The organism is Variovorax sp. GW821-FHT09D05 (assembly GCF_059416325.1).
Genome location: NZ_JBWKOZ010000019.1, coordinates 20170 through 42830 on the forward strand (window position 1 = coordinate 20170; position 22661 = coordinate 42830).

Here is a 22661-nt window from a genome sequence, read left to right on the forward strand (position 1 = left end):
GGCGGCCTCTGCGGGCCTTGGGTTTGCAAAAAACAAAAAACTCAGTGCGCGGCTGCTGCCGCTCTTGCGTCCTCTCTGATCAGGTCGACGGCCTTCTCGGCCATCATCACGGCGGGTGCGTTGGTGTTGCCCGACACCAGCGTCGGCATCGCCGAACAGTCGATCACGCGCAGCCCCGCCACGCCGTGCACGCGCAGGCGCGCATCGACCACCGCGAGCGCATCGCTGCCCATGCAGCAGGTGCCGGTGGGATGGAAGATGGTGGCGCCGTTGTTGCGGCAGAACTCCAGCAGGTCGGCGTCGCTCGCGGCATCGGGGCCGGGCTTCACCTCACGCTTCACGTAGGGGCGCATTGCGGGTGATTCGGCGATGGCGCGCGCGGCCTTCACGCCGGCCACGGTGGTCGCGCGGTCGAGCTCGGTGGCGAGATAGTTCGGCTGCATCTCCGGCGGCTCGGCCGCGTCGAGCGAGCGGATGCGCACATGCCCGCGCGACTCGGGCCGCAGCTGGCACACCGACATCGTGAAGCCCGAGTACGGATGCACCTTGCCGCCCGCCATGTCGGCCGAGAGCGTGGCCACGTGGAACTGGATGTCGGGCGTGGCCGCCACCGGGTTGCCGTTTTCATCCTTCAGCGCACGCATGAAGCAGCCGCCCTGGTTGATGCCCACCGCCAGCGGGCCGGTGCGGTGAAGCAGCCATTCCAGCCCCATGCCCATCTGGCCGAACCAGGAGTTGAGCTGGTCGTTGGTGGTGATGGGCTTGGTGCATTCGTAGCCCAGGCGAATCTGAAGATGGTCCTGCAGGTTCTCGCCGACGCCGGGCAGCTCGTGCACGACCGGGATGCCGAAACGATCGAGCAGCGCGCGCGGCCCGATGCCCGAGAGCTGCAGCAGCTGCGGCGACTGGATCGAGCCGGCCGACAGCAGCACCTCGGCGCGGCAGCGCGCGGTCTTCAGCTCGCCGCCTTGCCGGTACGTGACACCGGCGGCGCGCTGGCCTTCGAACACCAGCTTCTGCGCCATCGCCTCGGTCTCGATGCGCAGGTTGGGGCGGCGCTTCACGGCCGGCGTCAGGTAGGCCTTGGCCGTGCTGCAGCGCCAGCCCCTGTGCGTGGTCAGCTGGTAGTAGCCCGCGCCTTCCTGCGCGGCGCCGTTGAAGTCGTCGGTGCGCGGCACGCCTGTCTGCCCGGCGCCGTCGATGAAGGCCTCGATCAGCTCGTGCTTCGCGGCGATGTCCGAAACCCTCAGCGGGCCGTTGCCGCCGTGGAAGGCGTCGCCGCCGCGCTGATTGCCCTCTGATTTGATGAAGTAGGGCAGCACGTCGTCGTAGCCCCAGCCTGCGTTGCCCAGCGCGGCCCAGTGGTCGTAGTCCTCGCGCTGGCCGCGGATGTAGATCAGCCCGTTGATCGCGCTCGATCCGCCCAGCGTCTTGCCGCGCGGCCAGTAGATGCGCCGGCCGTTCATGTTCGGGTCGGGGTCTGTCTCGAAGCGCCAGTTGTAGGTGGGGCTCCACATCGTCTTGCCGTAGCCGATGGGCAGGTGGATCCACAGCGAGCGGTCGGCAGGCCCTGCTTCGAGCAGCAGCACGCGCGTGGCCGGGTCTTCGCTCAGCCGGCCAGCCAGCACGCAGCCGGCCGAGCCGGCGCCGACGACGATGTAGTCGAACTCTTCTTCAGGCATGAAGGGGTCCTGTAGGGGCCTGTGGGGTCCGGGAGTGGAACAATCGCTTCGCTCGGCCGCATCCTAGGCTAATGATTTTCGGAACGCAATGTTCCATTTTTAAGGTTTACCCGCATGCCTCGTCCCGCGCGCACGCCTGCCGCAGTGATCCCCGCAGTGATTTCTCCAGAGGAGGCGGAGTCCGCTTCCGGCTCCGGTTCGTCGGCCGAGCGCAGCCTGCGCCTGCTGGCGCTGCTGGCCAACGAAGGCCGCGCGCTCACGCTTGCCGAACTGGCCGCGCAGCTCGGCCTGCCCAAGGGCACCGCGCACCGCATCTGCACCCAGCTGCTGGCCACCGGCTTCCTGGCGCGCGATGTGGACGAGCGCTCGTTCAGCGTCGGCCCCGCGCTGCGCAAGCTCGCTTTCGACACGCTGAACCACGGCGTGGTGCGCGGGCTGCGGCACGAGGTGCTGTCGGAACTGGTGCGCCAGGTGGGCGAAACCTGCAACCTCACCACGCTCGACGGCGCGCAAGTGCTGTATCTGGACCGCGTCGAAGCGCAATGGCCGCTGCGGCTGACGCTCGACGTGGGCTCGCACGTGCCGCTGCACTGCACCGCCAGCGGCAAGCTGTTTCTCGCGCAGATGCCGAAGAAGGAGCGCGATGCGCTCATCGACAAGCTGCCGCTGGAACGCATGACGGCCAACACCATCACCAAGGCCGCTGCGCTGCGCACCGAGTGCGAGGCGATCGCCAAGGGCGGCTACTCGTGCGACCGCGAAGAGTTCATCGCCGGGCTGGTGGCTGTGGCCGTGCCGGTGTGCGATGCGGCGGGCGCGGTGCGCGCCGCGTTGGCGGTGCATGCGCCGACCGCGCGCATGTCGATGGACGATGCAGTGAAGCGCATCGATGCGCTGAAGGCGGCGGCGGAGAAGATGAGCGGGCTGCTCTGAGCTTGCCGGCCTGCTCTTACTCTTCGTAGCCGATGTCCAGCCTCACCATGGCGCCGTCGCTGTCGATTCTTTCCGCGCGGAAGTAATAGCGCCCGCGGTAGCTCTCGAAATGAAGGGGAAGGGCGATGGGTTCGTCCCAGCTCGTCAGCCCGAAGCCCTGGTTGCGCAGTTCATGCAACAGCGCATCCAGGCGCTGTGGATCGGGGTCGACGCGAATGTCCGCATCGGCCGGCGATGTGCCTTGCGGGTCGTGCAGCCATCGCGCGAAGCTGCCGATCAGGGTGAAGACGTGGCCCTGTGCGCGGAGGGCGTCGAGCAACCGGGCTGTGCCCTGCAGGTCGATGCGCGCGCGCTGCTTGCGAAACACCAGCGCGTATTCGTGGCGGCGATCCGTGCGCGCTGCGCAGGCTTCGCTGTCGGCGGTCGCTTTCTCCTCGTGCGGATAGATCAGCACACGCTCTTCTTCCATGGTGAAGAGCGCACCGAGGATGCGTGCGAGATCGAAGGCCAGGGGCAGCACGCGATCGCCGAGGCGAATGTTCTGCACCATCGCAATGCAATGGCCGCCTTCGCGCAAGCGCGTGCGAACGGCGTGGAACACGTTGCGCAGGCCCTCCAGGTGCTGCGCATAGCTGCGGCTGTCGTAGAGCTGCGAAGCCGCAGGGGCGCCCGACCACTGGCATCCGAAATAGGGCACGTTGGTAAGGCAAAGCTCGAAGGGCTGCAGCGCGGTGGTGTCGAGCGTGTCGCATGAGCCGCGCAGCAGGGTGATGTCGCTGTCGCCGATGCCGTGGCGCGTCAGCCGTTCGTGTATGAGCTGGATGCGGTCCGCGTCGATTTCGCAGCCCGCCGCCCGCCGGTTTTCCAGGCGCGCCGCAAGCAAGGTTGTGCCAAAGCCCGCGAAGGGATCGAAGACCGCGTCGCCGCGCTGCGAGAACCGGCGCACGAACGGGGTCATCTGCTCGACCCACCCGCAGTCGCGCGCGCCCAGCGGGTCGCGCGCACGCAGGTCGTCGGGCAGGCGGTGGAGCGGCGACTCGTGGTCGAGCATCAGCCAGCTGTGGCTAGGCATCGGCATGCTCCTGCATCGAACGGGTGTCGAGCAGCACGTCGCGCCCGGGCTCCCAACCGGCGCACAGCCGTCCATCGGGAAAGTAGACCAGCTTGTAGATGTCTTCGGTCGCATGGCGCGTGTGCATGGCGCCGTAGTCGGAACTCTCGAAGATCACGGACAGGCCATTCGCGGTGCGCAGGCGCAGGTTCCAGAAGTAGTAGCCCTCGGTCAGGCTCTCGACCGTCCATCCGCGCGAGACGGTGGCGTCGTCGAGGCAGGCTGTCAGCAGCGCGTCCATTGGCACACGTTGGGCGTGCAGGTAGCGCGCCGTGGCGTTGTCCCGGTAGCTGCCGTCGAGCCGGGAGAACTCACGGAAGACGACAGTGCCTGCGCCGCAGCGCTGCTGCGCCCACGAGAGGTAGGCCGAGACGTCCTGCGGCCGTGCGATGCCGCTGCGCTGAAGAATGCACACCAGGCGCAACGGCATTGCATCGGCCAGTTGCCGCGCGGTGCGTTCGAACACCGCCTGATCGCTGATTTCCAGCCCGGGCCTGAAACGCATGATGGCCTGGTTGGTTGCACCTTCGTGGTGGTGGCGGGACAGTTCGAGCCAGCTCAGTCCGAAGTCTTGCAGCGCACGCGTCAGAGTGGCGCCGCCTGCCTTGGCAAAGCCGGCACCGTTGGTGTACAGCACGCGGTCTTCGACGCGCGGGCCGTCGCTTGCTTCGGCCGCGGCCAGCGTGGCCAGCAGTTGCAGCATCCAGCCGGCGTCGTCGCTGGTCTCCAGGCCCGAGAGCGACCACGAGAGCGGCACGCCGCGCAAGGCCCGAAGCGCATGGGCAAGGCCGTCGAAGTACGTGCCGTCCGGCCGCAGCCGGGAGGCTGGCACACCACCATCGGCCTTGCGAAGATTTTCCGAGCAGAAGCCGCAGCGCGCCGAGCATGGCTGAACGGCCGCATAGGGCGTGAAGGTCAGGGGTTGCGCAAGGCGCCGCCGGACACCGCCAATGGTGTGCGAGTGCCAGCGCGCCGCCTGCCGTGGGTCGGGCGCACGCAGGTTGACCTGTGTGGCAGCGGTGCGAAGGCGCTCGAAGAACGGGGAACTCGCACTGCGTGGCAGGTCGGCGACGGCCACGCTGCCCAAGGGGACGGTGGGCGCGCGCGTGGCACTGTCGCGGGGCGTTGCGGAAGGCATGTCGGACGAAGGAGCCAGGAGTCGATGCACCCGCAACGATACGACACTGCGCTGCGCGCGTTGAACGAGAATCTGCCGCTCACTAACCGGGAGAAGCAACGCCATGGCGAATGTCGTCAAAACCATCCGCAACTTCAACGCCGGTCGCGACCCCGAGCGCCTGGCGATGAAGTACGAGAAGCTGCGCTCCAGTCCGTTCGTCTTCCTGCGCGGTACCTGCCACCTGTTCTACGACCGCCTGCCGGCCGATGCGCTGTTCACCAGCAAGGCTCCGACGGCATGGCTGTGCGGCGACGCCCATCTGGAGAACTTCGGCAGCTACAAGGGCGACAACCGGCTCGCATACTTCGATCTCAACGACTTCGACGAAGCGGCCCTCGCGCCGGTGACGTGGGAGCTGGTGCGCTTCCTCACGAGCATCCTGGTGGCCGGCGACAGCCTGCGCGCCTCGCGCGACGATGCGAATGCGCTGTGCAAGGTGTTTCTTGAAGGCTATGCCGGCGCATTGGCGCTCGGCAAGGCCCGCTGGGTAGAGCGCGACACAGCCGGCGGCCTGATCCATGACCTGCTGGCGAAGCTCAAGGCCCGGACCCGGCCCGAGTTTCTGGACAAGCGCACCGAACGGAAGAAGAACGGCCGCCGACTCATCCTGCTCGATGAAGAACATGCGCTGCCAGCCGACAGGGCCGATCAGGACCGGGCGAAGAAACTGGTCGCCGCATTCGCGGCAACGCAGAACAACCCCGGCTTCTTCGAAGTGCTCCATGTGGCGCATCGCATCGCCGGCACCGGCAGCCTGGGCGTGGAGCGCTATGTTGTCCTCGTCAAAGGCAAGGGATCGCCCGACGGCAACTACCTGCTCGACCTGAAGCAGGCGCCCGTGTCGTCGTTAGTGCCGCACCTGAAGAAGATCAAGCAGCCCTCATGGCAGTCGAATGCGCACCGCATCGTGGGGCTGCAGCGCCGCATGCAGGCCGTGTCGATGGCCTTCCTGCACCCGATCGTCGATGGCAAGTCTTCCTACGTGCTGCGCGACCTGCAGCCCAGCGAAGACCGGGTGACCCTCGACGTGCGTCACACCGGGCTCGACCAAGTCCGCGACGTGATCGGGGAGATGGGGCAGATGATGGCCTGGGCGCACCTGCGCAGCTCAGGACGCCAGGGTTCGGCCATCGCGGATGCGCTGGTCGACTTCGGCGCTTCGGCGAAGTCGTGGCGGCGCGACCTGCTGGATGCGGCGCACCGGTGTGCCGCGCAGGTCGAGAGCGACTGGGAGGTCTACTGCGAGGCCTACGATGCGGGGAAGCTGGCGTAGCCTTCCTGGTCGTGTCCTGGTGGCTGACTTACCCGAGCAGACCGATCACCGACCGCACCACACTCACCAGCGCCAGCGCAATCAGCAGGTTCAGCACATGCCTCCTGAACTGCTCCGGCGAAACCCCCTTGAACGAGCGCTGTCCGTACCAGATGCCCGCGAGCATCGCCGGCGCCAGCCACAGCGCCCACTTGAGCGTGTCCGGCCCCAGCAGGTTGCCGGACGCGTGGGTTGAAGAAGGCGTCAGCGCCGCGCAGATCAGCGACACCACGTCGCTGAACAGCAGCAGCGCAATCAGCGTGGCCCGCAGCGCGGCCGGTGCCATCTTCGCCGTGCTGAGCAACACCGCGATGGCGATGCCGCCGATGGCCGCCACGCCATTGATGAAGCCAGAGGCCAGCCCTGCCGCCAGCCGCACGCCGCGCGTGGGCACCAGCGTGACGTGCGCGCCGCCGCGCAGCAGCAGCGCGGCCGCCATCAGCAGCGCGCCGATCAGCAGGCGCAGCGGCGTCTCGGGCAGCCATGCGAGCAGCGCCACGCCGATGGGAATGCAGATCAGGTTGCCCAGCATCAGCCAGCTGAGCCAAGGCATGTCGACATCGCGCGCGATGCCGCGCAACTGGCTCAGGCTTGCCAGGATTTCGAGCATGAAGATCGCGGGCACGACCAGCGCGGGTGACACCACCAGCGACATGCCCGCCACGGTGATGGCCGAGAAGCCGAAGCCCGCGAAGCCGCGCACGATGCCCGCCGCGAAAACCACGCACAGGCTGTAGACCAGCGTTACCGGCGCCAGCGGCGGCACCAGCAGTTCAGCCGCCGTCATGCCTCGAACAGCGGCAACAGCTTCAGGCGCTGCACCTTTCCGGAAGGGCCGCGCGGCAGGTCTTGCACGAAGCGGTAGTGGCCGGGCGTCTTGTAGCGGCCGAGCGCGGTGGCGCTGAACTCGCGCAGCTCGTCTTCGGTGCAGGCGCAGCCTTCGCGCAGCACGATGCACACGCCGATCTCCTGGCCGTAGTGGCGGTCGGGCACGCCTACGGCAGCGGCTTCGAGCACGGCGGGATGTTGCAGAAGGGCTTCGTCGATCTCGCGCGGCGCGATGTTCTCGCCGCCCTTGATGATCAGCTCCTTGATGCGGCCGGTGACGAAGAAGAAGCCGTCCTCGTCGCGATGGCCGAGGTCGCCGGTGCGCAGCCAGCCATCGGGCGTGAAGCTTGCGCGGGTGGCTTCCTCGTTCTTGTAGTAGCCGAGCATCACGTTGGGCCCGCGGATCACGATCTCGCCGGTCACGCTGGTGGGTACGGCTGCGAGCTTGGCATCGACCACGCCGGCCATGCAGCCCGACGCGCGCCCCACCGAGCCGAGCTTGCGAGCGGCCGGGTCCATGGGGTTGGAGAACGAAGGCGCCGCCGTCTCGGTGAGGCCCATGGTCTCGACGATGCCGATGCCGAACATCCGCTCGAAGGCACGCAGGTGCTCGGGCGGCAGCGCAGCCGATGCCGAACGGCAGAAGCGGATGGCCAGCGTCTGTGCAAGCGGCGGCTTCGGGCCTTCGAGCAGGTACGAGATCATGGTGGGCACGACGTTGATCCAGCTGCACTGCGTTTGCGTGGCCTGCTCCCAGAAGCGGCCGGCCGAGAACTTCGGTGGCATCGCCAGGCTGCCGCCGTGCGCGAGCGGCGCGAGCATGGTCACGGCAAAGGCGTTGATGTGATACAGCGGCAGCACGGCGAGCACACGGTCGGAGGGGCGCAGCGCGTGCTCGACGCTGATGGCGTGCGCGTTGGCCGCGAGGTTGCGCTGCGTGAGCATCACGCCCTTGGGCACGCCCGTGGTGCCGGAGGTGTACATCAGCAGCGCGACGGCATCGGGCGAGGGCGGCGGTGTGTCGACTGCCGGTTCTTCCTCGTCGGGCAATGCATCGCCTTCGGGGTCGACCACGACCAGCGTCACGGGCCGGTCGAAGCCTTCGACGATGCCGCGCACACGCTCTTCCCACTCGGGCGCAACGCAGACCACACGGCAGTCGGAGTGCGAGAGCACATAGCGCATCTGTTCCGGCTGCGAGAGCAGGTTGACCGGGTTCACGCAGAAGCCGCCGTGCATCGCGCCCAGCAGCAGCCGCAGGGTCTGCAGGCCGTTGGGCATGACGACGGACACCGTGTCGCCGGGCTGCATGCCGAGGCCGCGCAGCACGGCCGCCACGCGGCGGCAACCGGTCGCGAGCTCGCCGTAGCCCAGGTGGCGTTCGGTCTCGGTGGCGCGGGCATACACCGCGTGCGGCTGCTGCCGCGCCTGTTGCTCGATCAGCGCATGAACCGTTGTTGCAGCCGCCGTCATGCTTACTTCGCGCCGTGCTCGGCGAAGAAGGCGCCGAAGATTTCTTCCTCGCTCGGCACCTTCTCCGGAATCGGCCGCGACACGCGCGTGATGTTCAGGTAGTGGCGGTAGTTCATGTTGTCCGAGAAGTTGTTCTTGCCCCAGGTGCCGCAGCCCATCGACAGCGAGAACGGCAGGCCGTTGTCGAAGCTGCCGCCGGTGGCAATGCAGTGTGCCTGGTCGACGATGACGCGCGACACCGGCAGCGTGAGGCCCAGCGTGAGCGCGCGTTCGGGCACCGCACTGTGCAGGCCCACCGAGTGGCCCGCGCCTTCGTACGCATAGATGCGTTCGACGGTGGCCATGGCGTGCGCGAAGTCGCGCGCCGCATACACCGCGAGCACCGGGCTCAGCTTCTCGCCCGAGAACGGATGGTCGTGGCCCACGCCGTCTTCGGCCACCATGAGGATGCGCGGATCGGCAACGGCAATTGCCAGCCAGGCGGCGCGGTTGGCGCCGTCGATGGCGGCCGCCCGCTCGGCGATGGTGCGTGCCGACTGGCCGATGACGGCGGGCGAGAGCTTGCCCTCGGGCCACATCAGCGCCTGCAGCGTGGCCTTCTGCGCGTCGGCGAGCATGACGGCGCCGCGGTCTTTCAGCGCGGCGAGCGTCTGGGCGCGCACTGCGTCGATGATGACGAGGCTGTTTTCCGACGAGCAACTGGTCGCGTTGTCGAAAGTCTTCGAACGCACGATACGGTCGGCGGCTGCGGCGATGTCCGCCGTTTCGTCGACGATGCCCGCCACGTTGCCCGCGCCCACGCCGAAGGCCGGCGTGCCGCTGGCATAGGCCGCGCGCACGTTGGCCTGCGAGCCGGTTGCGACCACCAGGTCGCACAGGCGCATCAGCTCGGCGGTCGATTGCTTGTTGACCGGCGAGGGCAGCAGCTGCACCAGGTCGCGCGGCGCGCCGATGCGGTCGAACTGCTGGTGGATGAATTCGATGAGCCGCGCCGCCGTTGACCAGCCCTTGGGCGATGGCGCGACGATGACCGCGTTGCGCCCCTTGAGCGCATTGATGATCTTGTTGGCCGGCGTGGCGCCCGGGTTGGTCGATGGCGTGACGGCGCACACCACGCCCACGGGCCGCGCGATCTCGACGATGCCGCGCGCCGGGTCTTCTGCGATCATGCCGACCGAGCGCGCGCCGTGCAGGTCGCGCAACAGGCCGAAGGTCTTGCGGTGGTTCTTGCGCACCTTGTCCTCGACGTTGCCCACGCCGGTGTCGGCCACGGCCAGTTCGGCCAGTTCGCGGTTGCGCGCCGGCTCGATGATGGCCCAGCCGGCCGCGACCACGGCGGTGTCGACCTGTGCCTGCGACCAGGTTTCGTAGATGCGCTGCGCGGCGCGTGCGCGCGCCACGAGTTCGGCGATGGGGGAAGAGGGGGCTGCGTTTTCCATGAGTTTGTCCGTGTCGATCAATCGACCTTGATGCTGGCTTCCTTGGCGAGCTTTTGCCAGCGCACGAGTTCTGTAGTGACGACCTTGCCGAGTTGCTCGGGCGTGCCGCCGACGCCTTCGCTGCCCTGTGCGAGCAGCTTGTCGCGGATGTCCGGTTCCTTCACCACGGTGTTGATCACGCGGTTGAGCTTGTCGATGGCGGGCTGCGGCGTCTTCGCGGGCACGAACACGGCGTACCACGAGTCCACGTCGAAGTCGGGCACGCCGGCTTCCTGCATCGTCGGCACGTCGGGGAAGGCCGCGCTGCGCTTGGTGGTGGACACCGCGAGTGCCTTGAGCTTGCCTGCCTTCACGAACTGCGCGGCCGCCGGAATCGACACCCACAGCAGCGGCACCTGCCCGCCCATCACGTCGGTCACGGCTGGGCCGCCGCCGCGGTAGGGAATGTGCGTCATGTGCGTGCCGGTGCGCAGCTTCAGCAGCTCGCCCGCCAGGTGCCCGGGCGAGCCGTTGCCCACCGAGGCGAAGGCGATGCTGTCGGGCTTGGCCTTGGCCAGCGCGATGAGTTCGGCCACGGTGTTGGGCGCGAACTGCGTGTTGGCCACCAGGATCTGCGGCAGCGAGGCGACCATGCCGACTGGCGCGAAGTCTTTCGCGGTGTCGAAGCTCAGCTTGGCGTAGATGGCCGGATTGATGGTGTGCGAAGACAGCGTGAACAGCACCGTGTAGCCGTCGGGCGCCGACTTGGCAACCACCTCGGTGCCGATGGAGCCGGCTGCGCCGCCGCGGTTGTCGATCAGCACCGGCTGGCCCAGCAGCGTTTGAAAGCGCTCCTGCACGATGCGCGCGATCACGTCGGTGCCACCGCCGGGCGGGTAGGGCACGATCAGGCGGATCGGCTTCGTCGGGTAGTCGCTGCCGTTCTGCGCCTGCACGGCGAAGGGCGACGACAGGGCGGCGAGAGCCAGCAACCCGGCGTGCAGCCAGGGGGCGAAGAACAACTTCATTCGGATCTCCTTCTCTTTGTGATGGGCGTCGGCGGCAACGGCACGGCCGGTGCGGCGTTCAAGCGATACCCCAGCGTGACGCTGGCGTCGCGCGCGCAGGCCATCAGGTGATCTGCCAGCCCGCGTGCCTGTGTGCGCGCAAAGCGGATCGAGGGCACGCTCATGCCGACGGCCGCCACGGCTTCGCCGCGCGCATTGAGCACGGGCACGCCGAGGCCGCAGACGCCGATGCGCCACTCCTCGCGGTTCTCGGCATAGCCGCGTGCGCGCGAGCGTTCCAGTTCGCTGAAGAGGGCGTCGAAGTCGGTGATGCTGTTCTTCGTGTGTGCAACCAAGGTGCCCAGTCGCTCCTGCAGCGCCGGCACGTCGAGCGCGGCTGCAGCGAGCAGCGCCTTGCCCGAGGCCACGCAGTACGCCGCCGCACGACCGCCGATGCGTGAGTACGCGGCCACGGGCAGCGGGCTGTCGAACTTGTCGAGGTAGACGATCTCGGCGTCGTCCAGCACTGCCAGGTGGATGGTCTCGCCCGTGGCTTGTGCCAGCAGCGCGAGGTGGGGCCGCAGCAGTGCGCCGATGTCCGATGCATCGGACACCATGGCCCCCAGCTCGAACAGCCGCAGGCTTGGCCGGTAGGCGCTCGTGTCCGGGTCTTGCACGGCCCAGCCGCATTCGACCAGCGTCTGCAGCGTGCGGTGCGCATTGCTGCGTGCCATTCCAAAGGCCTGGGCCAGTTCGGTGACGCGGCAGTCGCGCTGTTGGCGCACCATCCATTCGATGGCGGCGAGGCCCTTGGCAAGCGTGGAGTCCATGAGGCTTTCTATGGAATATCCGATGTTCCAAATATTGGAACTGCGTTCCCGGATGTGAAACGCAATGTAAGAACGCTGGGTGCCCTTTGTCAATCAGGGACTTGGATGTAATGCCAAACGCCTCAGGTTGCAGGCCTCAGCGGCGATGGCGTCCGGCCATGAGTTCGATCACCTCGCGGAAGATGGTGTTGCCACTGGAGGTGGCCAGGTCGAGCACATGGCTGCGGCTGTAGTAGGGGCTCAGGTCGAGGCCCACGCCGATGCCTGCGATGGCGATGTCGCCGCGCTGCTCCTGGCGCGCGACCACGTCGCGCAGGTGGTGGTCGAGGTAGTGCGCGTCGTTGGCCAGATGCGTGGCGCTGTCCATCGGCGAGCCGTCGGAAATCACTAGCAGCAGCTTGCGCCCCTCACTGCGCTGGCGCAGCCGCATGCACGCCCAGTCGATGGCCTCGCCATCGATGCCTTCGCGGAACAGGTCGGCTTTCAGCAGTGCAGCCATCGCGGGGCGCGCGCGCCGCCATGGCATAGCAGCACTCTTGAAGACGAGGTGGCAGCGCTCGTTGAGCCGGCCCGGATGCGGTGGCCGGCCGGCGCGCACCCATTCGCGCTGCGGGCGTCCGCCGTTCCACGCGCCGGTGGTGAAGCCCAGCACCTCGCTGGTCACGCCGGCCTGTTCGAGCGCACGCGCGAACACGTCGGCCATCATCGCGACCGACTCGGCATGCTCCTTCATCGAGCCCGAGCAGTCGATGAGAAAGGTGACGATGCAGTCGGCCACCGGCTCCATGCGCTCGGTGCGGAACAGGCGGCGCTCGGTGGGCGAGGCCACGAGCTGCGCAAGGCGGCGGCCGTCGATCAGGCCTTCTTCCTGGGCACCGTCCCAGCCGTCGCGCTCGGGCTCGGCCAGCAGGGTGCGCAGTTCACGCGCGAGGCGGGCGATGTTCACTCCCTGCGCGGCGATGCGGCGATCGAGCTTCTCGCGGTGGTCGGCGAGCACGTCCTTGCGCGCGAGCGTGGCGGCGTCGTGTTCGCGGTCGTAAGCGTTGGAGAAGACGCGGTATGCGCCGCCTGCGTCGTCGAGCACCGCGCTGCGGCCCGACTCGGCGGTGGTGAAGCGTTCGACGATCTCCTGGTCCATGTTGGCCACGAGGCTGAACACGCTGCGCTTGTCGTCCACATGCGGGTCGCGCGCGGCGTTGCTGCCCTCTTCATCGGCCTCGTGCAGCATCGCGGCGACGGTGCGCGCGATGGCACGGGCGTGCACTGCGTAGGCGGCCTGGTCGGCGCGATCCTTGCGCAAACCTGCCAGCGCATGGCCGATCAGCGGTGCGAGCGCGAAGCGCGTGGCTTCGAGCATGTCTTCGGTTTCTTCCACCACCTGCTGGCCGCTGACGCGGGCGCGGCAGATCTGCGCCACGGCGTACAGCAGCAGCCCGCGCGCGGTGTCGGTCAGGCCCGAGTGATGAAAGGCGAGCGACCACTGTTCGTGCCGGTGCCGCAGGTTGTGCCGCATGCCGGCCATGACTTCGGGCGCCATCGCCTCGACGCGGAACTGCTCGAGCATTTCGAACAGCATGCGTTCGACCGGCTCTTCGGGGCGCAGGCTTTCGTGCAGTGCTGCGTCCGATTCGGTGAGCCGCAGCGCGAGCCCGTCGGCCACGCCACGGAACGAAGCGAAGTCGTCGGTGTCGGGCGAGGGATGCAGGTGTGGCGCAAACCACGGCAGCGCCACGCGGCCACGGTGCAGCCGCCGACCGCGAAAGTGCAGGTCGCGCTCGCCGCTGAAAGCGCGCACCACGCCCGCGCAAAGCTCCGCGACCTGTTCCTCCTGCCGCACGCGGCGCTGCATCGCGCTCGCGGGTTCGGCATTCATTCGCGCGGGCCTGCAGAGAGCTGGTGCGACTCCTTCAGTTCGCGGTCGAAGCAGCGCTGGAAGTATTCGGCGACCAGGGGCCGCTCGGCGTCGTCGCACTTGTTGACGAAGGACAGGCGAAACGCCAGCGCCGGGTCCTTGAAGATCTCGATGTTCTCTGCCCAGGTGATCACGGTGCGTGGCGACATCAGCGTAGAGAGGTCGCCCGCCGCGAAGCCCTTGCGAGTGAGGTCGGCCACCGCCACCATCGACGCGACCAGCTTCGTGCCCGCCTCGTCGGCCAACGATGGCACGCGCGCCTGCACGATGGCGATCTCTTCATCGGCCGGCAGGTAGTTGAGCGAGGCCACGATGTTCCAGCGGTCGATCTGCGCATGGTTGAGCCGCTGCGCGCCGTGGTACAGGCCGTTGAGGTTGCCCAGGCCCACCGTGTTGGCGGTGGCAAACAGGCGGAAGAAGGGGTGCGGCCGCAGCACTTTGTTCTGGTCCATCAGCGTGAACTTCCCGTCGCGCTCCAGGATGCGCTGGATGACGAACATCACGTCGGGCCGGCCCGCGTCGTACTCGTCGAAGACCAGCGCCACGGGGCGTTGCAGCGACCACGGCACGATGCCTTCCTGGAACTCGGTGACCTGCTTGCCTTCGCGCAACACCACCGCATCTTTGCCGACGAGGTCGAGCCGGCTGATGTGGCCGTCGAGGTTGAGCCGCACGCAGGGCCAGTTCAGCCGCGCCGCCACCTGCTCTATGTGCGTCGACTTGCCGGTGCCGTGCAGGCCCTGCACCATCACGCGCCGGTCGCGCGTGAAGCCCGCGAGGATGGCGAGCGTCACGTCGGGGTTGAAGCGGTAGACCGCGTCGACCTCGGGCACGTGGTCGTCACGTTCGCTGAAGGCTGGCACCCGCAGGTCGGTGTCGATGCCGAACACATCGCGCACGCTGAGCATCCGGTCGGGTCGAAGGTCGGCGGTATCGGTCATGGCGGCTTTCGGGGAATGTGAGGTTCTTCAGGCCTGCGCGCGATCGGAGGCCGCGTCGGCATCGATGCGGCTCAGCGCCTGTGCGGCGCGTTGCAGGGCGGGCAGCAGCGTCTTCGCCTTGGCGGCGTCGAGACGCATCACCGGCGCCTGTACAGCGATGCACAGGTTTGAGGGCGCGTCGTCGCCCGAAGGCACCAGCGTGGCGATGCACAGCAGGCCCGGCAGGAACTCTTCGTGGTCGATGGCGTAGCCGTCCTTGCGCACGCGCTGCACTTCCTTCTCCAGCGCCTCGGGGTCGGTCAGCGTCCGGGGCGTGTACGGCTCCAGCGGCGCGTTCGACAGCAACCGGCGGCGCTGCGCCGCGCTCATCTGCGAAAGAAAGATCTTGCCGCTGGCCGAGCAGTGCACCGGCACGCGCGAACCCGAGTGCAGGTAGAAGCGCAGCGGCGCGGCGGTTTCCACGCGGTCGAGGTACACGACCTCGCTGCCCGAAAGGGCGGTGAGGTTGCAGCTCTCTCCGATCTCTTCCACCAGCTGGCGCAGCACCGTGTGGCGCGCACCGTGCAGGCTGTCGTTGAGCAGCAGGTTCTCGGCCAGCCGCCGCAGCCGTGTGCCGATGCCGTAGTGCCGGCCGTCGCCTTCGCGTTGCAGCAGCCCCGCGCCTTCGAGCTGCTGGAGCATGCGGTGCAGCGTGGGCTTGGGCAGGCCGGTTTCTTCCACCAGGCCCTGCAGCGAGTAGCGCTGGTCTTTCGCGGCCATGACTTCGAGCAGCGCGAACAGGCGCATGGTGGGCGTGTCGCCCGCCGGTTCCTGCGCTTCCGGTGAGAGGCCTTTGACGATCTTCATGGGGCCGGATCATATTCTTTTTACGAAAAACAAGACAATGCGTTCCGATTTTTGTAAATTGTTTGACGCCGCGGCGATGCCGACCTATATTCCGCCGGAATGAAATCCGGAACGAGAAGTTCCGACTTTTGACGCGCTACCACTGCCCACTTTCCTTCAGGAGACGCCTTCCATGAGCCAGAAGCAACCCGCAGCACCCACACGCGAAGCCGTCACCGGCGTGCAGAAGATGACGCCTTCAGAGGCCTTCGTCGAGACCATGGTCGCCAATGGCGTGACCGACATCTTCGGCATCATGGGCTCGGCCTTCATGGACGCGATGGACATCTTTGCGCCCGCCGGCATCCGCCTGATTCCGGTGGTGCATGAGCAGGGCGGCGCCCATATGGCCGACGGCTATGCGCGCGTGTCGGGCCGCCATGGCCTCGTGATCGGCCAGAACGGCCCCGGCATCAGCAATTGCGTGACGGCCATTGCGGCCGCCTACTGGGCGCACAGCCCGGTCGTGATGATCACACCCGAGACCGGCACCATGGGCATGGGCCTCGGCGGCTTCCAGGAAGCCAACCAGCTGCCGATGTTCCAGGAGTTCACCAAGTACCAGGGCCACGTGAACAACCCCAAGCGCATGGCCGAGTACACGGCGCGCTGCTTCGACCGCGCCATCTCCGAGATGGGCCCCACGCAGCTGAACATTCCGCGCGACTACTTCTACGGCGAGATCACCACGGAGATCCCGAAGCCGATGCGCGTCGAGCGGGGCGCGGGCGGCGAGAACAGCCTGAACGCTGCCGTCGAACTGCTGGCTTCGGCGAAGTTTCCGGTCATTCTCTCGGGCGGCGGCGTGGTCATGGGCGATGCGGTGGCCGAGTGCCAGGCACTGGCCGAGCGCCTGGGTGCGCCGGTGGCCAACGGCTACCTGCGCAACGACTCCTTCCCCGCGAGCCACCCGCTGTGGGCCGGCCCGCTGGGCTACCAGGGCTCCAAGGCCGCGATGAAGCTCATCGCGCAGGCCGACGTGGTGCTCGCGCTCGGTTCGCGCATGGGCCCCTTCGGCACGCTGCCGCAGCACGGCATGGACTACTGGCCGAAGGACGCGAAGATCATCCAGGTCGAGGCCGACCACACCAACCTCGGCCTCGTGAAGAAGATCACCGTTGGCATCCACGGCGACGCCAAGGCCACGGCCAAGGAACTGCTCAAGCGCCTGCAGGGCAAGACGCTGGCCTGCGACGCCAGCAAGGCCGAGCGCACCGCGAAGATCAAGGCCGAAAAAGCCGCGTGGGAAAAAGAGCTCGACGAGTGGACCCACGAGCGCGACCAGTTCAGCCTCGACGCCATCGAAGAAGCCAAAGGCGAGAAGACGCCCACCGGCGGCAGCTACCTGCACCCGCGCCAGGTGCTGCGCGAGCTCGAAAAGGCCATGCCGCCGCGCGTGATGGTCTCGACCGACATCGGCAACATCAACGCCATCGCCAACAGTTACCTGCGCTTCGAGGAGCCGCGCAGCTTCTTCGCGCCGATGAGCTTCGGCAACTGCGGCTACTCGCTGCCGACCATGATCGGCGCCAAGTGCGCGGCGCCCGACCGTCCGGCCGTGGCCTATGCCGGCGACGGCGCCTGGGGCATGAGCATGGTGGAAATCATGACGGCTGTGCGCCACGACATTCCGGTGACGGCCGTGGTCTTCCACAACCGCCAGTGGGGCGCGGAGAAGAAGAACCAGGTCGACTTCTACAATCGCCGCTTCGTGGCCGGCGAGCTCGAAAGCGAAAGCTTCGCAGGCATCGCCAAGGCCATGGGCGCCGAGGGCATCGTGGTCGACAAGCTCGAAGACGTGGGCCCGGCGCTGAAGAAGGCCATCGACATGCAGATGAACGAAGGCAAGACCTGCGTGATCGAGATCATGTGCACGCGCGAGCTGGGAGACCCCTTCCGCCGCGACGCGCTGTCGAAGCCGGTGCGATTCCTCGACAAGTACAAGGACTACGTCTGAGCCATTCCATGACCGACTCGCTGCTGACGCTGAACGCGGGTTCTTCGTCGATCAAGGTCGCATTGTTCGATGCGGCTGGTGACGGCGCTGCCTCGCTGCCGGCGGCGCGTTGGTCAGGGCAGGCGGATGGACTCGGCGCGGGCCTGAAGGCGCGGCTGCGTGTGCGCGATGCCCAGGGGCAGACGCTGCACGATGCGGCGCTCGATAGCGCGCAGGCTTCGCATCAAGGTGCATTGGCGGCTTTGCTCGCATGGCACGCGCAGCAGGCCGATGGCGGGCGCATCGCGGCAGTGGGGCATCGCATCGTGCATGGTGGTGCGGACTTCGTTGCGCCGGTGCGCATCGATGCCTCGGTGCTCGATGCGCTCACCAAGCTTGAGCCACTGGCGCCGCTGCACCAGCCGCACAACCTTGCGGGCGTGCGCGCTGCAATGGCAGCGTTCGAAGGTGTGCCGCAGGTGGCGTGCTTCGACACGGCCTTTCATGCGGTACAGCCCGAGGTCAACCGCCGCTTCGCGCTGCCACGTGCGCTGCATGACGCGGGCGTGCGGCGCTATGGCTTTCACGGCCTCTCCTACGAATCGATCGTCGCGCAGTTCGCCGGCATCGCGCCCGAGCTGGCGCAGCGGCGCGTGATCGTCGCGCATCTCGGCAATGGTGCGTCGATGTGCGGCATCGCGCAGGGCCGATCGGTCGCGACGACCATGACCTTCTCACCGCTCGACGGGCTGACGATGGGCACGCGCTGCGGCCACATCGACGCGGCCGTCGTGCTGTACCTGATGCGCTCGCACGGCATGTCGGCCGACCGGGTCGAGGCGCTGCTGTTCCGCGAATCGGGCCTGCTCGGCATCTCGGGCGTGTCGAGCGACATGCGCGCGCTGGAAGCATCGGCCGAGCCCGCCGCGGCCGAAGCCATCGGGCATTTCGCCGAGCAGGTGGTGCAGCACATGGGCAGCCTCGCCGCCGCGCTGCGCGGTGTCGACGCCATCGTGTTCACCGGCGGCATCGGCGAGAACGCGGCCCCGCTGCGTGAGCGCATCCTCGAAGACTGCGAATGGCTGGGCGTGAACGTCGACGCGGCCGCTAATCGCAGCGGCGCCGCGCGGCTCACCACTGCCGAGAGTCCTGTCAGCGCGTGGGTGCTGCGCACTGACGAAGAGGCGGTGATCGCGCGGCACACGGCGAACGTGCTTCGCGTTGCTGGCTGAGGGCTTTCTAGCGCGCCGATGAAGCGCGCGGCACGCTGGCGCCGCAGTGGCGCAGGAAGTCGGCCGTCGCGCGGCCCAGCAGCTTGTCGCGGTGCATCACCGTTGCCAGCCGCCGCGTGCCCGCCGGCAATCGCGTGCGCAGCTCGATCAGATGGCCGTCTTCCAGCGCCTGTGCCACCGTGTAGCGCGACAGGCACGCCAGCCCGGTGCCCGAGGCCACCACGCGCTTGATCGCCTCGGTGCTTCCCAGTTCGAAGCCCACGCGCACCTGTTCGAGGTTCTGGATCAGCCATGCGTCCGTTACCTGCCGTGTGCCCGAGCCATGCTCGCGCAGCACCCACGTGGCTTGCGACAGCTGCTTGTGCGTGGCGACACGGCCCGCCAGTGCATGGTTGGGCGCGGCGACGATCACCAGCTCGTCTTCGCGCCAGGCGCGCACCACGAGGTCGGGGTGCGTCTGCGGGCCTTCGATGAAGCCGACGTCCACGTCGAAGCCCGCGACCGCCTGGATCACATCGTGCGTGTTCGCGATGTGCAGGTGCACCTGGCTCTGCGGATGCAGGTGCGTCCATTGCGACACCTTCTCGGGCAGCAGGTACTCGCCGATGGTGAAGCTGGCCGCCACGCGCAGCGGCGCCGCATGCTCGCCGCTGAACAGCGCCTCGACCTCGCCCGCCTGATCGAGCAGCGCCTGTGCCTTGGGCAGCAGCGCGCGGCCGTTCTCGTTGAGCACCAGCCGGCGCCCGAGCCGGTCGAAGAGCAAAACGCCCACTGAAGACTCCAGGTCGGCCAGCGCGCTGCTCGCGGCCGATTGCGAACGCGCGATGCGGTCGGCTGCGGCGCGGGTGCTGCCTTCGCGCGCGGTGGCGACGAACACCTCCAGCTGCCGCAGGTTGAGGCGCAGGCGCTGGCTCGAAGTCTGACTCTGACTCTGAAGCTGATCTGTTTTTCCGGTCATGGTGAGCGATATTCTCTGCTTTTTCGTTTGATCGAGGCTGCATAACATCGCACGGACCCCGCCTGAAAACAAAGGACCGCCAGTGTTCAGCTTCCTGTCTCGCGAGCCGGTGCACGACCCGCTGGTCGCGCCCACGCCCACGGCCGACACCACGGTCAAGACCACCACCTGCTACATGTGCGCCTGCCGCTGCGGCATTCGCGTGCACCTGCGTGAAGGCGAAAAGGGTCCCGAGGTTCGCTACATCGACGGCAACCCGAACCATCCGCTGAACCAGGGCGTGATCTGCGCCAAGGGCTCGTCGGGAATCATGAAGCAGGTGTCGCCGGCACGTATCACGCAGCCGCTGCTGCGCAAGGCCGGCAGCGAGCGCGGAGCCGGCGAGTTCGAGCCCATCAGCTGGGAGCGCGCCTACGACATGCTCACCGAGCGGCTCGGCAAGATCCGCGCGACCGACCCGAAGAAGTTCGCGCTGTTCACGGGGCGCGACCAGATGCAGGCACTCACGGGCCTGTTCGCGCGGCAGTTCGGCACGCCCAACTACGCGGCGCACGGCGGCTTCTGCTCGGTCAACATGGCCGCGGGAATGATCTACACCATCGGCGGCAGCTTCTGGGAATTCGGTGGGCCCGACCTGGAGCGCGCCAAGCTGTTCGTGATGATCGGCACTGCCGAAGATCATCACAGCAACCCGATGAAGATCGCGATCAGCAAGTTCAAGCGGGCTGGCGGTCGCTTCATTTCGATCAACCCGGTGCGCACGGGCTATTCGGCGATTGCCGACGAGTGGATTCCGATCAAGCCGGGGACCGACGGCGCGCTGTTCATGGCGCTGCTGCACGAGCTGATCGGCAACGAGCTTGTGGACCACGCCTTCCTCAAGCGCTTCACCAACGCACCGCAGCTCGTGGTGCTCGACAACTGCGAGCGCGAAGGCTTGTTTGCCTTCGACCCCGAGCGTGGCCCACCGGGCGACGGTCGCAACCCGCACAACAAGCTGGTGTGGGACAAGGCCAGCGGCACGGTGATGCCCGCGTATCCCGAAGGCATTGCCGACGGCTGCGATCCGGCGCTCGAAGGCCACTACACGCTGGCCGACGGTACGCGCGTTGCGCCTTCATTCCAGCTGTTGCGTGAGCGGGTGGCGAGCTGCACGCCCGAGTGGGCGCAGGCCATCACCGGCATCGACGCGGCGCGCATCCGCAAGCTGGCTCGCGAGATGGGCGAGACGGCACTGCAGCAGGCCTTCGAGTTGCCCATTCCGTGGACTGACGCATGGGGCAAGCAGCACCCGACCACTCAGGCGCGCCCCGTGGCCTTCCATGCGATGCGCGGGCTGGCGGCGCACTCCAACGGTTTCCAGACCGTGCGTGCGCTGGCCGTGCTGATGAGCGTGCTCGGCACCATCGACGCACCGGGTGGCTTCCGTCACAAGGCACCGTATCCGCGTCACATCGTGCCGAACTACCGGGCCTTCAACGACCCCGGAATGATCCAGCCGAACACGCCGCTCAATGCCGCGCCACTGGGTTTTCCGGCCAGCCCGGAAGAGCTGGCGATCAACCCCGATGGTTCGCCGATCCGCATCGACCATGCGTTTTCGTGGGAGCACCCGTTGTCGGCGCATGGACTCATGCACAACGTGATCACCAATGCGGCAAAGGGCGACCCGTACCGCATCGACACGCTGCTGATCTTCATGGCCAACATGGCGTGGAACTCCAGCATGAACACGATGGCGGTGCGCGAGATGCTCAACCGCAAGGACGAGAATGGCGAGCACATGATTCCCTTCCTCGTGGTGTGCGACGCCTTCCAGAGCGAGACCGTGGCCTTTGCCGACCTGGTGCTGCCCGACACCACGTACCTCGAACGCCACGACGTGATGGGCATGCTCGACCGGCCGATCTCCGAGTTCGATGGGCCGGTGGATTCGGTGCGCGTGCCGGTGGTGCCGCCGACGGGGGAGTGCAGGCCCTTCCAGGAGGTGTTGATCGAGCTGGCCTCGCGGCTGAAGTTTCCGGCTTTCACCACGCCGGAGGGGGGGCGCAAGTTCACGGGCTACCCCGACTTCGTCGTCAACTTCGAGCCGCAGCCGGGCATCGGTTTTCTCATGGGCTGGCGCGGCAAGGACGGCACCGAGCACCTGCGCGGCGCGCCCAATCCGAAGCAGTGGGAAGCGTATGCGCAGAACAACTGCGTGTTCCAGTACCACATGCCCGAGACCATGCACTACATGCGCAACTGGAACCGGGAATACCTGGACTTCGCAAAAGACAAGGGCTGGCGCCAGCGCAACGACCCGGTGCAGCTGGCGCTGTACTCCGACACGCTGCAGAGCTTTCGCCTTGCGGCGCAGGGCAAGAGCGCGGGGCGGCAGCCGCCCGATGCGCTGCGTGAGCGCATCGACAAATACTTCGACCCGCTGCCGTTCTGGTATGCGCCGCTCGAGGAGGCTGCGACCGATCTCGATGCGTACCCGCTCAATGCGCTCACGCAGCGGCCGATGGCGATGTACCACTCGTGGGACTCGCAGAACGCGTGGCTGCGGCAGATACACAGCCACAACTACCTGCACGTGAATCCGCTGACCGCGCAGGCCGCTGGCATCGCCGATGGCGGCTGGTGCTGGGTCGAGAGCCGCTGGGGCAAGGTGCGCTGCATGCTGCGCTACAGCGAGGCGGTGGAGCCTGGCACTGTGTGGACGTGGAATGCCATCGGCAAGGCGGACGGCGCATGGCAGCTGGCGCCTGGAGCGGACGAGGCGCGCAAGGGCTTTCTGCTGAACCACCTGATCAGCGAGGAGCTGCCCTGCGCCGGCACTGCGAGCGGGACCATCAGCAACTCCGACCCGATCACCGGGCAGGCCGGCTGGTACGACGTGCGCGTGCGCATACGGCCGGCCGAACCGGGCGAGCCCGAAGAGAGCTACCCGCAGATCGCGAGCATGCCGGCGGTGCCCGGGGTGCTGGGCAAGGCGGCGAGCGTGTTGACGTACTTTGCGGGGAGGGGGAGGAAATGAT

General features: G+C 67.5%; 17 protein-coding genes. 5 read left to right on the plus strand and 12 right to left on the minus strand.

From position 1 onward, the window contains the following. Positions 1–41: 41 nt before the first annotated feature. Entirely contained in the window at positions 42–1682 is a 1641-nt protein-coding gene (locus AC07O3_RS33505; protein WP_495341419.1) for a GMC family oxidoreductase, read from the minus strand. A 114-nt stretch (positions 1683–1796) separates the two neighbouring features. Between AC07O3_RS33505 and AC07O3_RS33510 the strand changes: the two genes are divergently transcribed. Continuing rightward, positions 1797–2615: an IclR family transcriptional regulator gene (locus tag AC07O3_RS33510; RefSeq protein WP_495341420.1), complete on the plus strand. Its 819-nt coding sequence runs from the start codon at positions 1797–1799 to the stop codon at positions 2613–2615. Positions 2616–2631: 16 nt separating this feature from the next. Here the strand turns inward: AC07O3_RS33510 and AC07O3_RS33515 are convergent, their stop codons facing one another. Next, positions 2632–3687: a DNA methyltransferase gene (locus AC07O3_RS33515; RefSeq protein ID WP_495341421.1), complete on the minus strand. Its 1056-nt coding sequence runs from the start codon at positions 3685–3687 to the stop codon at positions 2632–2634. Then, entirely contained in the window at positions 3680–4864 is a 1185-nt protein-coding gene (locus AC07O3_RS33520; protein WP_495341422.1) for a hypothetical protein, read from the minus strand. Before AC07O3_RS33520 ends, AC07O3_RS33515 begins: the two co-directional genes overlap by 8 nt. A gap of 103 nt (positions 4865–4967) precedes the next feature. Between AC07O3_RS33520 and AC07O3_RS33525 the strand changes: the two genes are divergently transcribed. Continuing rightward, a complete protein-coding gene (locus tag AC07O3_RS33525; protein WP_495341423.1) occupies positions 4968–6179 on the plus strand; it encodes a DUF2252 domain-containing protein in 1212 nt (403 codons plus the stop codon). A gap of 28 nt (positions 6180–6207) precedes the next feature. Here the strand turns inward: AC07O3_RS33525 and AC07O3_RS33530 are convergent, their stop codons facing one another. The 8 genes from AC07O3_RS33530 to AC07O3_RS33565 form a co-directional block, all read right to left on the minus strand. Continuing rightward, the gene (locus AC07O3_RS33530) at positions 6208–7005 is read right to left on the minus strand and encodes a TSUP family transporter (protein ID WP_495341424.1); all 798 of its coding nucleotides are present in this window, start codon (positions 7003–7005) and stop codon (positions 6208–6210) included. Then, positions 7002–8519 carry an AMP-binding protein gene (locus AC07O3_RS33535; RefSeq protein WP_495341425.1) on the minus strand — a complete coding sequence of 506 codons (1518 nt, stop codon included), beginning with the start codon at positions 8517–8519 and terminating at the stop codon, positions 7002–7004. Before AC07O3_RS33535 ends, AC07O3_RS33530 begins: the two co-directional genes overlap by 4 nt. A 2-nt stretch (positions 8520–8521) precedes the next feature. Further along, entirely contained in the window at positions 8522–9958 is a 1437-nt protein-coding gene (sauS, locus tag AC07O3_RS33540) for an acylating sulfoacetaldehyde dehydrogenase (RefSeq protein ID WP_495341426.1), read from the minus strand. 17 nt (positions 9959–9975) lie between these two features. Then, on the minus strand, positions 9976–10965 hold the full coding sequence (locus AC07O3_RS33545; RefSeq protein ID WP_495341427.1) for a tripartite tricarboxylate transporter substrate binding protein: 990 nt from the start codon (positions 10963–10965) through the stop codon (positions 9976–9978). Then, positions 10962–11774, minus strand: a complete 813-nt coding sequence (locus tag AC07O3_RS33550) for an IclR family transcriptional regulator (RefSeq protein WP_093179951.1) — start codon at positions 11772–11774, stop codon at positions 10962–10964. Before AC07O3_RS33550 ends, AC07O3_RS33545 begins: the two co-directional genes overlap by 4 nt. A 136-nt stretch (positions 11775–11910) precedes the next feature. After that, a complete protein-coding gene (locus AC07O3_RS33555) occupies positions 11911–13647 on the minus strand; it encodes a cobaltochelatase CobT-related protein (RefSeq protein ID WP_495341428.1) in 1737 nt (578 codons plus the stop codon). Continuing rightward, positions 13644–14627, minus strand: coding sequence for an AAA family ATPase (locus AC07O3_RS33560; RefSeq protein WP_093082098.1), 984 nt, complete (start codon positions 14625–14627; stop codon positions 13644–13646). The genes AC07O3_RS33555 and AC07O3_RS33560 overlap by 4 nt, the downstream gene beginning before the upstream one ends. 27 nt (positions 14628–14654) lie before the next feature. Further along, positions 14655–15473: an IclR family transcriptional regulator gene (locus AC07O3_RS33565; RefSeq protein WP_093059496.1), complete on the minus strand. Its 819-nt coding sequence runs from the start codon at positions 15471–15473 to the stop codon at positions 14655–14657. Between the two features lie 172 nt (positions 15474–15645). On the opposite strand from AC07O3_RS33565, the gene xsc reads away from it, so the two are divergent. Beyond that, the gene (xsc, locus tag AC07O3_RS33570; protein ID WP_495341429.1) at positions 15646–17469 is read left to right on the plus strand and encodes a sulfoacetaldehyde acetyltransferase; all 1824 of its coding nucleotides are present in this window, start codon (positions 15646–15648) and stop codon (positions 17467–17469) included. Positions 17470–17477: 8 nt separating this feature from the next. Continuing rightward, positions 17478–18680: an acetate/propionate family kinase gene (locus AC07O3_RS33575; RefSeq protein WP_495341430.1), complete on the plus strand. Its 1203-nt coding sequence runs from the start codon at positions 17478–17480 to the stop codon at positions 18678–18680. Positions 18681–18687: 7 nt separating this feature from the next. On the opposite strand, the gene AC07O3_RS33580 is transcribed toward AC07O3_RS33575, so the two are convergent. Next, entirely contained in the window at positions 18688–19638 is a 951-nt protein-coding gene (locus tag AC07O3_RS33580; protein WP_495341431.1) for a LysR family transcriptional regulator, read from the minus strand. A gap of 82 nt (positions 19639–19720) precedes the next feature. Between AC07O3_RS33580 and AC07O3_RS33585 the strand changes: the two genes are divergently transcribed. Next, a complete protein-coding gene (locus AC07O3_RS33585; protein WP_495341432.1) occupies positions 19721–22660 on the plus strand; it encodes a molybdopterin oxidoreductase family protein in 2940 nt (979 codons plus the stop codon). Position 22661: the final 1 nt, after the last annotated feature.

What these genes read in the sequence shown, in the direction of transcription:
- AC07O3_RS33510 (WP_495341420.1), top strand. Translation starts at nt 1,797, where the DNA reads ATGCCTCGTCCCGCGCGCACGCCTGCCGCAGTGATCCCCGCAGTGATT.
- AC07O3_RS33565 (WP_093059496.1), bottom strand. Translation starts at nt 15,473, where the DNA reads ATGAAGATCGTCAAAGGCCTCTCACCGGAAGCGCAGGAACCGGCGGGC.
- xsc (WP_495341429.1), top strand. Translation starts at nt 15,646, where the DNA reads ATGAGCCAGAAGCAACCCGCAGCACCCACACGCGAAGCCGTCACCGGC.
- AC07O3_RS33535 (WP_495341425.1), bottom strand. Translation starts at nt 8,519, where the DNA reads ATGACGGCGGCTGCAACAACGGTTCATGCGCTGATCGAGCAACAGGCG.
- AC07O3_RS33555 (WP_495341428.1), bottom strand. Translation starts at nt 13,647, where the DNA reads ATGAATGCCGAACCCGCGAGCGCGATGCAGCGCCGCGTGCGGCAGGAG.
- sauS (WP_495341426.1), bottom strand. Translation starts at nt 9,958, where the DNA reads ATGGAAAACGCAGCCCCCTCTTCCCCCATCGCCGAACTCGTGGCGCGC.
- AC07O3_RS33580 (WP_495341431.1), bottom strand. Translation starts at nt 19,638, where the DNA reads ATGACCGGAAAAACAGATCAGCTTCAGAGTCAGAGTCAGACTTCGAGC.
- AC07O3_RS33525 (WP_495341423.1), top strand. Translation starts at nt 4,968, where the DNA reads ATGGCGAATGTCGTCAAAACCATCCGCAACTTCAACGCCGGTCGCGAC.
- AC07O3_RS33505 (WP_495341419.1), bottom strand. Translation starts at nt 1,682, where the DNA reads ATGCCTGAAGAAGAGTTCGACTACATCGTCGTCGGCGCCGGCTCGGCC.
- AC07O3_RS33575 (WP_495341430.1), top strand. Translation starts at nt 17,478, where the DNA reads ATGACCGACTCGCTGCTGACGCTGAACGCGGGTTCTTCGTCGATCAAG.
- AC07O3_RS33530 (WP_495341424.1), bottom strand. Translation starts at nt 7,005, where the DNA reads ATGACGGCGGCTGAACTGCTGGTGCCGCCGCTGGCGCCGGTAACGCTG.
- AC07O3_RS33560 (WP_093082098.1), bottom strand. Translation starts at nt 14,627, where the DNA reads ATGACCGATACCGCCGACCTTCGACCCGACCGGATGCTCAGCGTGCGC.
- AC07O3_RS33515 (WP_495341421.1), bottom strand. Translation starts at nt 3,687, where the DNA reads ATGCCTAGCCACAGCTGGCTGATGCTCGACCACGAGTCGCCGCTCCAC.
- AC07O3_RS33545 (WP_495341427.1), bottom strand. Translation starts at nt 10,965, where the DNA reads ATGAAGTTGTTCTTCGCCCCCTGGCTGCACGCCGGGTTGCTGGCTCTC.
- AC07O3_RS33520 (WP_495341422.1), bottom strand. Translation starts at nt 4,864, where the DNA reads ATGCCTTCCGCAACGCCCCGCGACAGTGCCACGCGCGCGCCCACCGTC.
- AC07O3_RS33550 (WP_093179951.1), bottom strand. Translation starts at nt 11,774, where the DNA reads ATGGACTCCACGCTTGCCAAGGGCCTCGCCGCCATCGAATGGATGGTG.